The organism is Pseudomonas rhodesiae, from assembly GCF_013285305.1.
In the GTDB taxonomy this organism is placed as follows: domain Bacteria; phylum Pseudomonadota; class Gammaproteobacteria; order Pseudomonadales; family Pseudomonadaceae; genus Aquipseudomonas; species Aquipseudomonas rhodesiae.
Genome location: NZ_CP054205.1, coordinates 668,586 through 683,044, shown reverse-complemented (window position 1 = coordinate 683,044; position 14,459 = coordinate 668,586). Strand labels below are relative to the sequence as shown.

Genomic DNA, 14,459 nt, shown 5'->3' with positions numbered 1-14,459 from the left:
CTATTGTCGAATACCGCACGTAATTAGGCCGCGGATTCTACCAGACCTTTGCAATCGCGCAAGCGGACCTTACCGTCAGCAAGCCCCTTTCATCAGAAAACCACGGCATACCCATTAACGCCCTCCTCTGCTAGGCTCGCGCCCCTGCGCCACCGCCTGCCTTTATATGAGACTCCCCGCGTGCCCGACGCCATTTTGCGCCTCGCCCTGCCTTCGCCCCTGCGCCGCCTGTTCGATTACCGGGCGCCGGCCGGCGTGTTGCGTGGGCAGTTGGAGCCGGGCATGCGGGTACGCGTGCCGTTCGGCCGGCGGGAAATGATCGGCATCTTGGTGGAAGTTGCCGACCACAGCGAAGTGCCCGCCGAGAAACTCAAGCCGGCCGTGGCAATCCTAGACGCCACGCCGCCGCTGCCACCGGCGCTGTTCAAGCTGTGCTTGTGGACCGCCCAGTATTACCAGCACAGCCTGGGCGACACCCTGAGTTGGGCGCTGCCGGTGTTGCTGCGTCAGGGCGAACTGGCCGAGGCGCGCCAGGAGCGTTTCTGGTCGACGGTGCCTGGCGCGCGTCTGGACGACCCACGCATCGCCCGCGCGCCGCGTCAGCGCGAAGCCTTGGCGACGCTGGCCCAACACCCCCATGGCGTAGCCCATCAGTTGTTGAGCAAGCTGATGCTGAGCAAGGACAGCCTCGATCTGTTGCTCGCCAAAGGCCTGGTGCAGGTGGAAATCCGCAAGCATGCCCCAGACCCTCGCCACGAACATTGGCTGGCCCAACCGGAACTGCCGCTGAACGCCGAGCAACGCGCCGCCTATGAAGCCATTCGCGCCGGCTTCGACAGTTTCCACGCATTCCTGCTGGCCGGGGTCACCGGCAGCGGCAAGACCGAAGTCTATTTGCAACTGATCCGCGAAACGCTGCAGGCCGGTAAACAAGCCTTGGTGTTGATTCCGGAGATCAACCTCGGCCCGCAAACCCTGGCGCGCTTCGAACAGCGCTTCAACGCGCGTATCGCCCTGGTGCATTCGGCGGTCAACGACCGCGAGCGCTTGGAGTCCTGGCTGGCGGCGCGGGACGGCGAGGCCGACATCATCATCGGCACCCGTTCGGCGCTGTTCACGCCGATGAAAAACCCCGGGCTGATCATCATCGACGAGGAGCACGACGGCTCCTATAAGCAGCAGGAAGGCTTGCGCTACCACGCCCGCGACCTGGCACTGGTGCGCGCGCGCCAGGAAGACATTCCGATTGTGTTGGGCTCAGCCACACCATCCTTGGAGAGCTTGCACAACGCCTACACCGGCCGGTACGGGCTCCTACGCTTGAATGAGCGGGCCGGTGGCGCCAAGCAGCCACGCTTCCTGCGTCTGGACGTGAAAAGCCGTCCACTGGACAGTGGTATTTCCGGGCCGATGCAACAAGCCATCGGCCAGACCCTTGCCGCCGGCCAGCAAGTGCTGGTGTTCCTCAACCGTCGTGGATTTGCCCCCACCCTGCTGTGCCATGACTGCGGCTGGATGTCCGAGTGCGAACGCTGCGACGCGCGTATGACCGTGCACCAGCGCTACGGCGAGTTGCGCTGCCATCACTGCGGCCATGTGGAGCGGGTGCCGCGCCACTGCCCGCAGTGCGGCAAGGTGGACCTGCGGCCGGTCGGCGCGGGCACCGAACGCGCCGAAGAGCGCCTGGGCATTCTGTTCCCGGATTACCCGGTGCTGCGGGTCGACCGCGATAGCACGTCGCGCAAGGACGCGATGAACCAACTGTTTGCCACCATCCAGAAGGGCCACCCGTGCATTCTGGTGGGCACCCAGATGCTTGCCAAAGGCCATCACTTCCCTCGGGTGACCCTGGTGTCGATCCTGGACGCCGACGGCGGCCTGTTCTCCGGTGATTTCCGCGCCAGCGAGCGCATGGCGCAGTTGATCGTGCAGGTCGCCGGCCGCGCGGGACGGGCCGAGGAGCCCGGGCGAGTGATTATCCAGACACACCTGGCCGACCATCCGTTGCTGATCCAACTGACCGAGCAAGGCTATTTCGCCTTTGCCGAACAGGCCCTGAGCGAACGCCGTTCCGCCGGCCTGCCGCCGTTCGCACACTTGGCGCTGCTGCGCGCCGAGGCGCATAAACCGGGGCAGGCCGAAGGTTTTCTGGATGAAGCGTGCAGCGCCGCCGAACGTTTGCTTGGTGAGTTGGGTCTGACCGGCATCGAACTGCTTGGCCCGGTGCCCGCGCCCATGGAGCGCCGCGCTGGACGTTATCGGGCACAGCTGCTGCTGCAAGCCAGCGCGCGAGCCCCCTTGCATCGCCTGTTAAGTAGCTGGTTACTTGCGCTGGAGCAAATGCCGAGCGGTCGCCAAGTGAGATGGTCGCTGGACGTAGACCCGGTAGATTTGTATTAAGCCTGGCCACAGGTCCCGCGAAGGTTGGCAAGCCCGCCCCCGCCACGGATAATGCCCAGTTTTTCCACCTGCGCATCGCGCGCCGCCGCTTGCGGTCGAAAGAGAACACCATGAAAGACACCATTCGCCAGCTGATCCAACAAGCCCTCACCCAACTCGTCAACGAAGGTGTGTTGCCTGAAGGCCTGACGCCGGCGATTCAGGTGGAGAACACCCGTGACAAGACCCACGGCGACTTCGCCAGCAATATCGCGATGATGCTGGCCAAGCCGGCCGGCATGAAGCCGCGCGACCTGGCGGAAAAAATCATCGCCGCCCTGCCGGCCGACCCGCAGGTGAGCAAGGCCGAAATCGCCGGCCCGGGCTTTATCAATATTTTCCAGAACACCCAGGCCCTGGCCTCGCGCCTGGACGCCGCGCTGGCCGATGCCCGCATCGGCGTGCGCAAGGCCGGCGACAACCAGCGCGTGGTCATCGACCTGTCGGCGCCCAACCTGGCCAAAGAGATGCACGTCGGCCACTTGCGCTCGACCATCATTGGCGACGGCGTGGCACGGGTGCTGGAATTCCTCGGCGACACCGTGATCCGCCAGAACCACGTGGGCGACTGGGGCACCCAGTTCGGCATGCTGATGGCATACCTGCAGGAAAACCCGATCACCAGCAATGAGCTGTCGGACCTGGAGAACTTCTACCGCGCCGCCAAGAAGCGCTTCGACGAATCCGAAGAGTTTGCCGACCGCGCCCGTGGCCTGGTGGTCAAGCTGCAGGCCGGCGACGAAGAATGCCTGGCGCTGTGGAACCGCTTCCGCGATATCTCCCTGGCCCACTGCCAGCAGATCTACACCCTGCTCAACGTCAAACTGACCATGGCCGACGTGATGGGCGAAAGCGCCTACAACGACGACCTGATCAATGTGGTCAACGACCTTAAGGCCAAGGGCCTGCTGGTGGAAAGCAACGGCGCGCAGTGCGTGTTCCTCGAAGAATTCAAGACCGCCGACGGCGAGCCGCTGCCGGTGATCATCGTCAAGGCCGATGGCGGCTATCTGTACGCCACCACCGACCTCGCGGCGGTACGCTACCGCAGTGGCGTGCTCAAGGCGGACCGTGCACTGTACTTCGTCGACCAGCGCCAGGCCCTGCACTTCCAGCAGGTGTTCGAAGTGGCGCGTCGCGCCGGTTTCGTCACCCACCCGATGCATATGGAACACATGGGCTTCGGCACCATGAACGGCGCCGACGGCCGCCCGTTCAAAACCCGCGACGGCGGCACCGTCAAGCTGATCGACCTGCTCAACGAAGCCCAGGACCGTGCCTATAACCTGGTGAAGGAAAAGAACCCGGAGCTGGCCGAAGCCGACTTGCGCAACATCGCCCGCGTGGTGGGGATCGGCGCGGTGAAATACGCCGACCTGTCCAAGCACCGCACCAGCGACTACAGCTTCAACTTCGAGCTGATGCTCAACTTCGAAGGCAATACGGCGCCGTACCTGCTGTACGCCTACACCCGCGTGGCCGGCGTGTTCCGCAAACTGGGCAAGGACTTCAGCCAAGTCGAAGGCCAGATCGTGCTGGACGCCCCCCATGAACAGGACCTGGCCGCCAAGCTGGCGCAATTCGGCGAAGTGCTGAACAGTGTCGGCGAAAAAGGCACGCCGCATATCCTGTGCACCTATTTGTACGAAGTGGCCGGGTTGTTCTCCAGTTTCTACGAGAACTGCCCGATCCTCACCGCCGACGACGAAGCCCACAAGCAGAGTCGCCTGCGCCTCGCCGCACTGGCTGGACGGACCCTCAAGCAAGGCCTGGAACTGTTGGGCCTGGAAACTCTGGAGCGTATGTAAGTTGGCTGCCAAGAAAAAACCTGCACCCAAGCGCGGCGCCAGCCGCTACCAGGCCCCGGCGAAGAAGCCGATCCCGGGCTGGTTGTGGATGGCCATCGGCCTTACGGTCGGTGCGTTTATCGTGTTTCTGATGAAGCTGGACCCAGGCCAGGGCGACGACGTCAAACGGGTCAAACAAGAGCAGCAGAAAGCCTCGAAGATCGCTGAAGCCAACAAGACCACACCAAGCCCTACGGCGCCGGTGAAGCCGAAATACGACTTCTACACGCTGTTGCCGGAATCGGAAGTGATCGTGCCGCCTGACGCTGTGCCGGAGAAAACCCTGCCGACGCCGCAAGTGCCGACCACGCCGGTCACCCCGGCCGAAGCCGCCAAGATCGATACCGCACGAGCCCAGGCGGCACTGGCCGGCATCACCCCGCCGCCGGCACCGCCAGTGGCGGAAACCAAGGCCGCACCGGTGACCAAGTTCTTCCTGCAGGCAGGCTCGTTTCCCAAACAAGCGGACGCCGACCGCGTGCGTGCGCAGATTATCCTGCTGGGCCAGACGGTGACAGTCGAGTCCGGCACGGTGAAGGATGCCACCTGGTATCGCGTGTTGGTGGGGCCATTCAGCAACCGCGAACAGCTGACCGTGGCGCAGAAGCAATTGGCCGGGGCCGGGTTTAGCAACCTGTTGTTACAACAGCGCCAGAGCCGCTGACCCAGAATCAGCACCAAACAGTGTGGGTGGGGGCTTGCCCCCGATGCAGTGTGTCAGCCAGTACATCTGTTACTGATGCACCGTCATCGGGGGCAAGCCCCCTCCCACACTTGGTATTGCCGGGCTCTGGAATGTGTGTCGGACCCTTGAGCACCACTCGTCCGCCATCACCCCCCATGGTTGAAATCCCCCCCGCCACCCCCATATGAGTTTCCATCAGGGCATTTTCGCCCCGCTGCGTGGAGACTCTCCCCTTGACCACCATCGTTTCAGTACGTCGCCACGGCAAAGTCGTCATGGGCGGCGACGGCCAGGTTTCCCTGGGTAATACCGTGATGAAAGGCAACGCGAAAAAAGTGCGTCGCCTGTACCACGGCCAGGTACTCGCCGGTTTCGCCGGTGCCACTGCCGATGCATTCACCCTCTTTGAACGTTTCGAAGGCCAACTGGAAAAACACCAGGGCCACCTCGTGCGTGCCGCCGTCGAGCTGGCCAAAGAATGGCGCACCGACCGCTCCCTCAGCCGCCTGGAAGCCATGCTGGCCGTCGCCAACAAAGACGCCTCCTTGATCATCACCGGTAATGGCGATGTGGTTGAGCCCGAACATGGCCTGATTGCCATGGGCTCCGGCGGCGGCTACGCCCAGGCCGCAGCCAGTGCGCTGCTGAAGAAAACCGACCTGTCGGCGCGGGAAATCGTCGAGACCGCCCTGGGTATCGCCGGCGATATCTGCGTGTTCACCAACCACAACCAGACCATTGAGGAGCAGGACCTCGCCGAGTAAGCCGCAGGCTTATTCGCGCTTGAGGGCCGCCACACATTATGTCCATGACTCCCCGTGAAATCGTCCATGAACTCAACCGCCATATCATCGGCCAGGACGATGCCAAACGCGCCGTTGCCATCGCGCTGCGTAACCGCTGGCGCCGCATGCAACTGCCAGAAGAACTGCGCGTTGAAGTAACGCCCAAGAACATCCTGATGATCGGCCCGACCGGCGTGGGTAAAACCGAAATCGCCCGGCGCCTGGCCAAACTGGCCAATGCCCCGTTCATTAAGGTCGAAGCCACCAAGTTCACCGAAGTGGGTTATGTAGGCCGTGACGTCGAGTCGATCATTCGCGATCTGGCCGACGCTGCGCTGAAGATGCTGCGCGAACAGGAAATGACCAAGGTCAGCCACCGCGCCGAAGACGCCGCCGAGGAACGTATCCTCGACGCCCTGCTGCCACCGGCGCGCATGGGCTTCAACGAAGACGCCGCACCGGCTTCGGATTCCAACACGCGCCAACTGTTCCGCAAGCGCCTGCGCGAAGGCCAGTTGGACGACAAGGAAATCGAAATCGAAGTGGCCGAAGTGTCCGGCGTCGACATCTCCGCGCCGCCTGGCATGGAAGAAATGACCAGCCAGTTGCAGAACCTGTTCGCCAACATGGGCAAGGGCAAGAAGAAAAGCCGCAAGCTCAAGGTCAAGGAAGCGCTCAAGCTGGTGCGCGACGAAGAAGCCGGGCGCCTGGTGAATGAGGAAGAACTCAAGGCCAAGGCCCTCGAAGCGGTCGAGCAGCACGGCATTGTGTTTATCGACGAGATCGACAAGGTGGCCAAGCGCGGTAACTCCGGCGGCGTCGATGTCTCCCGTGAAGGCGTGCAGCGCGACCTGCTGCCGCTGATCGAAGGCTGCACCGTCAACACCAAGCTGGGCATGGTCAAGACCGACCATATCCTGTTCATTGCTTCCGGTGCATTCCACCTGAGCAAGCCAAGCGATCTGGTGCCGGAGCTGCAGGGCCGTTTGCCGATTCGCGTGGAACTCAAGGCGCTGACACCGGGCGACTTCGAACGCATCCTCAGCGAGCCGCATGCCTCGCTCACCGAGCAATACCGTGAGCTGCTGAAAACCGAAGGGCTGGGCATCGAGTTCCAGGCGGACGGCATCAAGCGCCTGGCGGAAATCGCCTGGCAGGTCAACGAGAAGACCGAGAACATCGGTGCTCGTCGCCTGCATACACTGCTTGAACGCCTGCTTGAGGAAGTGTCCTTCAGCGCCGGCGACATGGCCGGTGCGCAGAATGGCGAAGCAATCAAGATCGATGCCGACTACGTCAACAGCCACTTGGGCGAATTGGCGCAGAACGAAGACTTGTCGCGGTACATTCTGTAAGCCGCAAGCTGTAAGCTACAAGCCGCACGTTGAGCACATTCAACTCGCGGCTTGTAGCTCGCAGCCCAAGGGGTCCCCAATGCCGAAATTCCCCACCGCTGTTAATTTGCACAAAACCTCCAACACCCTCGGCCTCACTTACGGGCCCGATGAGGTCTACCAGCTGCCCGCCGAGTTCCTGCGGGTGCACTCGCCTTCCGCCGAGGTCCAGGGCCACGGCAAACCCATCCTGCAATTCGGCAAGCTGAATGTTCGGCTGACCAAGATCGAGCCGGCCGGCCAGTACGCACTGAAATTGACCTTCGACGACGGTCATGACAGCGGGCTGTTCACCTGGGACTACCTCTACCAATTGGCCGTGCGTCAGGAAACGTTGTGGGCCGACTACCTCGCCGAACTCAAGGCCGCCGGTAAAACCCGCGACCCGAGTGAGTCGGTCGTACGCCTGATGCTCTAAGTCAGGCGTCTTGCTCTTTAGAGAGCATTTTCTAATTTCATCTGCTTGAATGCCCTGTCGCGTGGCCAATGATTGGCCTGCTTGCGAAAAAAATTAAACTCGGGTAACCAATGGAACTGGCAAGTTCCCTGCATTTGACGATGCGGTATCAACGGTCACCCGAGTCGCAGTACCTGGCTTGTGTTGTGTATCGAAACTTGGTGCGCAGCGGTAGCCGGTACTCGTCTTTCGGACAATGGAGCGTCGTAGATGAGTAACAAGAACAACGATGACTTGAAACGCCAGGCCTCGGAGAACACCCTGGGGTTGAACCCGATCATCGCGTTACGCAAAAAGGATTTATTGGCCTCGGCGAAGATGGTGCTGACCCAAGCCATCAAGCAACCGTTGCACAGCGTCAAGCATGTCGCCCATTTCGGGGTGGAACTGAAAAACGTCATGTTCGGCAAATCGGCGCTGGCGCCGGAAAGCGATGACCGTCGCTTCCACGACCCGGCCTGGAGCCAGAACCCGCTCTACAAACGTTACCTGCAAACCTACCTGGCGTGGCGCAAGGAACTGCACGACTGGATCGGCGACAGTAACCTGTCGGACCAGGACATCAGCCGCGGCCACTTCGTGATCAATCTGATGACCGAAGCCATGGCCCCCACCAACAGCGCGGCCAACCCGGCGGCGGTCAAACGCTTCTTCGAAACCGGCGGCAAAAGCCTGCTCGATGGCCTGTCCCACCTGGCCAAGGATATGGTGCACAACGGCGGCATGCCGAGCCAGGTCAACATGGGCGCCTTTGAAGTGGGCAAGAGCCTGGGCACCTCCGAAGGCGCGGTGGTGTTTCGCAACGATGTGCTGGAGTTGATCCAGTACAAACCGATCACCGAACAAGTGCATGAACGCCCTCTTTTGGTGGTGCCGCCGCAGATCAACAAATTCTATGTATTCGACTTGAGCCCGGATAAAAGCCTGGCGCGTTTCTGCCTGCGCAACGGCCAGCAAACGTTCATCATCAGTTGGCGCAACCCGACCAAGGCCCAGCGCGAGTGGGGCCTGTCGACCTATATCGAGGCGCTCAAGGAAGCGGTCGATGTGGTCACCGCGATCACCGGCAGCAAAGACATCAATATGCTCGGCGCCTGCTCCGGTGGTATCACCTGCACGGCGCTGCTGGGCCATTACGCGGCGCTGGGCGAGAAAAAGGTCAACGCCCTGACCCTGATGGTGAGCGTGCTCGACACCACCCTCGACACCCAGGTGGCGCTGTTCGTCGACGAGCAGACGCTGGAAGCGGCCAAGCGCCACTCCTACCAGGCCGGTGTGTTGGAAGGTCGCGACATGGCCAAGGTGTTCGCCTGGATGCGTCCCAATGACCTGATCTGGAACTACTGGGTCAACAACTACCTGCTGGGCAACGAACCGCCGGTGTTCGACATCCTGTTCTGGAACAACGACACCACGCGTTTACCCGCGGCATTCCACGGCGACCTGATCGAACTGTTCAAGAACAACCCGCTGGTTCGCCCCAACGCTCTGGAAGTGTGCGGCACGCCGATCGACCTCAAGCAAGTGACCGCCGATATCTATGCCCTGGCCGGCACCAACGACCACATCACCCCCTGGCAGTCCTGCTACAAGTCGGCGCAGTTGTTTGGCGGCAACGTGGAATTCGTGTTGTCCAGCAGCGGGCATATCCAGAGCATCCTCAACCCGCCGGGCAACCCCAAGGCGCGCTACCAGACCAGCGACGGCCTGGCGAGCACCGCCCTGCAATGGCAGGAAAACGCCACCAAGCACACCGATTCCTGGTGGCTGCACTGGCAAGCGTGGCAGGCCGAGCGGGCGGGCAAGCTGAAGAAGGCGCCGACGCTATTAGGCAACAAGACGTACGCCGCAGCCGAAGCGGCGCCAGGTACCTATGTGCATGAACGCTAGCGGCAAGCTACAAGCCTCAAGCCGATTGAGTTCAGCTTAAGGCTTGTAGCTTGAAGCTGCCCCTCTAACCCTAAGGGTTCCCCAATGCCGCAACCGTTCATCTTCCGTACCATCGACCTGGATGGCCAGACCATCCGCACGGCGGTACGTCCGGGCAAGCCTCACTTGACGCCGTTGCTGATCTTCAACGGCATCGGCGCCAACCTGGAGCTGGTGTTTCCGTTCGTGCAGGCTCTGGACCCGGACCTTGAGGTGATTGCTTTCGACGTACCGGGAGTGGGCGGTTCCTCGACGCCCAGCCGGCCGTACCGCTTCCCTGGTCTGGCCAAGCTCACCGCGCGCATGCTCGATTACCTGGACTACGGCCAGGTGAATGCCGTCGGCGTGTCCTGGGGCGGCGCGCTGGCGCAGCAGTTCGCCTATGACTACCCGGAGCGCTGCAAGAAGCTGATCCTGGCGGCGACGGCGGCGGGCGCGGTGATGGTGCCGGGCAAGCCGAAAGTGCTGTGGCTGATGGCGAGCCCGCGCCGCTACATCCAACCGTCCCATGTGGTACGCATTGCACCGATGATCTACGGCGGCTCGTTCCGTCGCGATTCGAAGCTGGCCGCCGAACATGCCAGCAAAGTGCGTTCGGCCGGCAAGCTCGGCTACTACTGGCAGTTGTTCGCGGGGCTTGGCTGGACCAGCATCCATTGGCTGCACAAGATCCGCCAACCCACCCTGGTATTGGCCGGCGACGATGACCCACTGATCCCGCTGGTCAATATGCGCATGCTCGCCTGGCGCATCCCCAACGCGCAGTTGCACATCATCGATGATGGCCACTTGTTTTTGATCACCCGGGCCGAAGCCGTGGCGCCGATCATCATGAAATTCCTGGAGGAGGAACGCCTGCGCGCAGTGATTCACCCACGCCCCGCGGTGTAAGGACCACACCGCCGCGCAACTTGCCAGGAACCGACTATGGTTCTGAATTGGCGTGCCTGTTGATGGCTAGACGAAGGAGTGTTGGCTCATGCGAGAAAGACCCGTGACGAACCCGGCGCCCACCCCCGCCGCGTTCATCAATGCGCAAAATGCGATCACCGGCCTGAGGGGCCGCGACCTGCTGTCGACCCTGCGCAGCGTGGCCGCCCACGGTTTGCGTAACCCGGTGCATACCGCCCGTCACGCCCTGGCCCTGGGTGGGCAACTGGGTCGCGTTCTGCTGGGCGAGACCGTGCATGAGCCCAACCCCCGCGACAGCCGTTTCGTCGACCCCACCTGGCAGCTCAACCCACTTTATCGGCGCAGTCTTCAGGCGTATCTGAGCTGGCAGAAACAGACCCGCCACTGGATCGACGACAGCACCCTGAGCGACGACGACCGGGCCCGGGCGCACTTTGCCTTGTCGCTGTTCAACGATGCGGTGTCGCCCTCCAACACCTTGCTCAACCCCTTGGCCGTCAAGGAGCTGCTCAACTCCGGGGGTAATAGCGTGGTGCGCGGGGTGAGCAACCTGTTCGACGATTTGCTGCACAACAATGGCCTGCCGCGCCAAGTGAGCAAACAGGCATTTGAAGTGGGTAAAACCTTGGCCACCACGCCCGGCTCGGTGGTGTTTCGCAACGAGCTGCTGGAGTTGATCCAGTACAAACCCATGAGCGAGAAACAGTACGCCAGGCCGCTGCTCGTGGTGCCGCCGCAAATCAACAAGTACTACATCTTCGACCTGAGCCCGGCCAACAGCTTCGTGCAATACGCGCTCAAAAACGGCCTGCAGACCTTTATGGTCAGTTGGCGCAACCCGGATGTGCGGCATCGCGAGTGGGGCCTGTCCACCTACGTGGCGGCGTTGGAAGAAGCGCTCAACGTGTGCCGGGCCATTACCGGCGCGCGGGAGGTCAACCTGATGGGCGCCTGCGCCGGCGGCCTGACCATCGCCGCGCTGCAAGGCCATCTGCAAGCCAAGCGCCAGCTGCGCCGCATCTCCAGCGCCAGCTACCTGGTGAGCCTGCTGGACAGCCAGATCGACAGCCCCGCCACCCTGTTCGCCGATGAGCAAACGTTGGAAGCGGCCAAACGTCGGTCCTACCAACAAGGTGTGCTGGACGGCCGCGACATGGCCAAGGTGTTTGCCTGGATGCGCCCCAACGACCTGATCTGGAACTACTGGATCAACAATTACCTGCTGGGCAAGGAACCGCCGGCGTTCGACATTCTGTATTGGAACAACGACAACACGCGCCTGCCCGCCGCCTTGCACGGCGACCTGCTGGATTTTTTCAAGCACAACCCACTGAGCCATCCCGGCGGCCTGGAGGTGTGCGGCACGCCGATCGACTTGCAAAAGGTCACGGTGGACAGCTTCAGCGTGGCCGGCATCAACGACCACATCACGCCGTGGGATGCGGTGTATCGCTCCACTCAACTGCTGGGTGGCGAGCGGCGCTTCGTACTGTCCAACAGTGGGCATATCCAGAGCATCCTCAACCCGCCTGGCAACCCCAAGGCCAATTACGTCGAGAATCCCAAGCTAAGCAGCGACCCTCGCGCCTGGTACTACGACGCCAACCATGTCGAAGGCAGTTGGTGGCCGCAATGGCTGGCATGGATCCAGCAACGCTCGGGCGTGCAGCGCGACACCTTGACCGCCCTGGGCAACCAGAATTACCCACCGATGGAAGCGGCGCCGGGCACCTATGTGCGGGTGCGCTGAGCTCAACGATCAGATTAAGAAGACTGGATGAAGACCCGCGACCGTATCCTTGAATGCGCCCTGCAGTTGTTCAACCACAAGGGCGAACCGAACGTGTCGACCATGGAGGTGGCCAATGAAATGGGGATCAGCCCCGGCAACCTCTACTACCACTTCCATGGCAAGGAACCCTTGGTGCTGGGGTTGTTCGAGCGCTTTCAGAATGAACTGGCGCCATTGCTCGACCCACCGGCGGACGCGCAACTGGAACCCCAGGACTACTGGCTGTTCCTGCACCTGATCATTGAGCGCATGGCCCACTACCGCTTCCTATTCCAGGACCTGTCAAACCTGGCCGGGCGCCTGCCCAAGCTGGCCAAGGGCATTCGCAACCTGCTTACGGCGCTCAAGCGCACCCTGGCGTCACTGCTGGCACGCTTGAAGGCGGCCGGGCAGTTGGTCAGCGATACCCAGGCGCTGGGGCAGTTGGTGGAGCAGATCACCCTCACCCTGCTGTTTTCCCTGGATTACCAGCGCATTCTCGATCGCGAGGGCGAGGTGCGGGTGGTCGTTTACCAGATCATGATGCTGGTGGCGCCGCATTTGTTAGCGCCAGCGCGCCAGGCTACAGAGCGTCTGGCGTTGCGTTATCTGGACGATCCTATTTAACGCCGATCTGTGGAAGGTCAGCCCAGCGCGCCGAATTGCTGAGTGAACTTGAACAACTCACTGTCGTTCCTGATTCCCAACTTGCGATAAGCCGATTGTTTTTGCGTGCTGATGGTACTGGCGCTGCGCGAGAACTTGGCGGCAATCGAATTCACCGACATGCCATCCAGAAAACAGCGCAGTACTTCCTGTTCTTTAGGGCTAAGACAGGCATTCAAGCGTAATGGCGATGCAAAATCCGTGGTGTTTTTTTGGCTGATGGTCTCCCACACCGATTGCGTGCCCTGCAATGCCGGCACCATGCAGGGCTGCAAATAAATCCTTCCTTGGGCGACGGTTCGAATGGCGCTGATCAACTCGGTCAAGTTCTGGGTTTTACCGAGGATGCCCCAGCATCCGGCTTTCAACGACAGCGATACCGTCGCAGGCGTGTAGTGGGAACACACAATTAATGGTCGACACTGGCTGAAACGACGGTTCAGCGCCTGCAGCAGGCTGAGACCATCGATTTCCGCCGGTGCCAGAATGAAGTCCATCACCACGACATCCGCCGATTGCCGGGCAAGTGCGTCTAGCAATTGCCGACCGGTGGCAAAAGAACCGATCACCTTGATATCGGACGCTCCACTCAGGCCCAGCTCAATACCTTGCCGAACCATTTCGTGGTCATCCAACAACATGACGGTATACGCATGACTAGTTGAAGTAGGCATACAGACACCCGCATAAGTAACGCAACGGTCTACACAATCCACCCTTATTACCAGCCCGGTATAGCCCAGGCCTACACAGGGTTCAATATCGCCGCACAACGCATATCGATACGCCCTACAGAAGCCGCTGACGGACAGCGCTTACAGCAACTTTCACAGTTCGAACAAGACTTGCAAAAAACCATAATTAAAACAGCACCGTTTCGAACTATCTCGAACTAAAAGTCGTGGCTTCGCTATAGAGCGCATTAACTTTTAGATACAAATTATCCACATCCACTGAGGCCCCTTATCGATCAATCACCCCTGGAAATACCATGAACGTCAATATTCTCTCCCCCGTCGCAGCCCTAATGGCCTTGGCCGCCGCACTCCCCCACGCTGCGTTCGCCGTCGACGGTGTGATCAATTTCAGCGGGCTGGTCACCGATGTGACCTGCACGGTTGAAGGTGCGGCGCCGGGCAGTGGCGCGGTGGTCAAAGACGTCAACCTGGGTGGCGTCTCGGCAGCGCGCCTGGCCACCGCTGGCAGCCGCGCAAACCTGACCGGTTTTACCATTCGCATTGGCGCGCCCGGAGAAGGCAGTTGCACCAACGGGCGCATCGCCATGGTCGCGTTCGACCCGACCAGCCCCGCCATCGACGTGGCCACCGGACGCCTGAACATCGATGGTCATGACGACCCGGCCGACACCACCAACGCCAAGAATGTGCAGGTCGAAGTCACCAGCCGTAGCGGCTCGCCGATCAATGTCTACAGCGAAAAATCCGAGAGCGTGGTGATCGCCGATAACCAGGCAATCATCCCCCTGGCGGCACAACTGTATGCGAGCGGACCGGCCACCGAGGGCAAGGTCAACACGCGGGTCGGTTTTATGATCGAGTACGCCGAGTAACGCC

General features: G+C 61.4%; 12 protein-coding genes. 11 read left to right on the top strand and 1 reads right to left on the bottom strand.

Annotation, left to right across the window (positions count from 1 at the left end; translation table 11 throughout):
- Positions 1-180: 180 nt before the first annotated feature.
- From HRH33_RS02945 to HRH33_RS02900, 10 genes are all read left to right on the top strand, one after another.
- Positions 181-2,400, top strand: a complete 2,220-nt coding sequence (locus HRH33_RS02945) for a primosomal protein N' (RefSeq protein ID WP_123479599.1) — start codon at positions 181-183, stop codon at positions 2,398-2,400.
- A gap of 110 nt (positions 2,401-2,510) precedes the next feature.
- Positions 2,511-4,247 (top strand): arginine--tRNA ligase, encoded by a 1,737-nt coding sequence (gene argS / locus HRH33_RS02940; RefSeq protein WP_034095504.1) that lies wholly within the window; start codon positions 2,511-2,513, stop codon positions 4,245-4,247.
- Position 4,248: 1 nt separating this feature from the next.
- Complete coding sequence (locus tag HRH33_RS02935; protein ID WP_034136576.1) at positions 4,249-4,950, top strand: SPOR domain-containing protein; 702 nt, start codon at positions 4,249-4,251, stop codon at positions 4,948-4,950.
- Positions 4,951-5,204: 254 nt separating this feature from the next.
- Positions 5,205-5,735, top strand: coding sequence for an ATP-dependent protease subunit HslV (gene hslV / locus HRH33_RS02930; protein WP_003171209.1), 531 nt, complete (start codon positions 5,205-5,207; stop codon positions 5,733-5,735).
- A gap of 38 nt (positions 5,736-5,773) precedes the next feature.
- The gene (hslU, locus tag HRH33_RS02925; RefSeq protein WP_034136575.1) at positions 5,774-7,111 is read left to right on the top strand and encodes an ATP-dependent protease ATPase subunit HslU; all 1,338 of its coding nucleotides are present in this window, start codon (positions 5,774-5,776) and stop codon (positions 7,109-7,111) included.
- Positions 7,112-7,190: 79 nt separating this feature from the next.
- Positions 7,191-7,568 (top strand): gamma-butyrobetaine hydroxylase family protein, encoded by a 378-nt coding sequence (locus tag HRH33_RS02920; RefSeq protein WP_034095501.1) that lies wholly within the window; start codon positions 7,191-7,193, stop codon positions 7,566-7,568.
- A gap of 249 nt (positions 7,569-7,817) precedes the next feature.
- Positions 7,818-9,497 carry a class II poly(R)-hydroxyalkanoic acid synthase gene (gene phaC, locus HRH33_RS02915; RefSeq protein WP_167416744.1) on the top strand — a complete coding sequence of 560 codons (1,680 nt, stop codon included), beginning with the start codon at positions 7,818-7,820 and terminating at the stop codon, positions 9,495-9,497.
- Between the two features lie 84 nt (positions 9,498-9,581).
- Positions 9,582-10,427 (top strand): poly(3-hydroxyalkanoate) depolymerase, encoded by an 846-nt coding sequence (gene phaZ, locus HRH33_RS02910; RefSeq protein WP_034136573.1) that lies wholly within the window; start codon positions 9,582-9,584, stop codon positions 10,425-10,427.
- An 88-nt stretch (positions 10,428-10,515) separates the two neighbouring features.
- Entirely contained in the window at positions 10,516-12,198 is a 1,683-nt protein-coding gene (gene phaC / locus HRH33_RS02905; protein WP_167416743.1) for a class II poly(R)-hydroxyalkanoic acid synthase, read from the top strand.
- Positions 12,199-12,225: 27 nt separating this feature from the next.
- Positions 12,226-12,846 (top strand): TetR/AcrR family transcriptional regulator, encoded by a 621-nt coding sequence (locus HRH33_RS02900; RefSeq protein ID WP_034136571.1) that lies wholly within the window; start codon positions 12,226-12,228, stop codon positions 12,844-12,846.
- A 17-nt stretch (positions 12,847-12,863) separates the two neighbouring features.
- Here the strand turns inward: HRH33_RS02900 and HRH33_RS02895 are convergent, their stop codons facing one another.
- Positions 12,864-13,526, bottom strand: a complete 663-nt coding sequence (locus HRH33_RS02895) for a response regulator (RefSeq protein WP_123479604.1) — start codon at positions 13,524-13,526, stop codon at positions 12,864-12,866.
- A gap of 350 nt (positions 13,527-13,876) precedes the next feature.
- On the opposite strand from HRH33_RS02895, the gene HRH33_RS02890 reads away from it, so the two are divergent.
- Positions 13,877-14,455: a fimbrial protein gene (locus HRH33_RS02890; RefSeq protein ID WP_167416742.1), complete on the top strand. Its 579-nt coding sequence runs from the start codon at positions 13,877-13,879 to the stop codon at positions 14,453-14,455.
- The last annotated feature ends 4 nt before the right edge of the window (positions 14,456-14,459 follow it).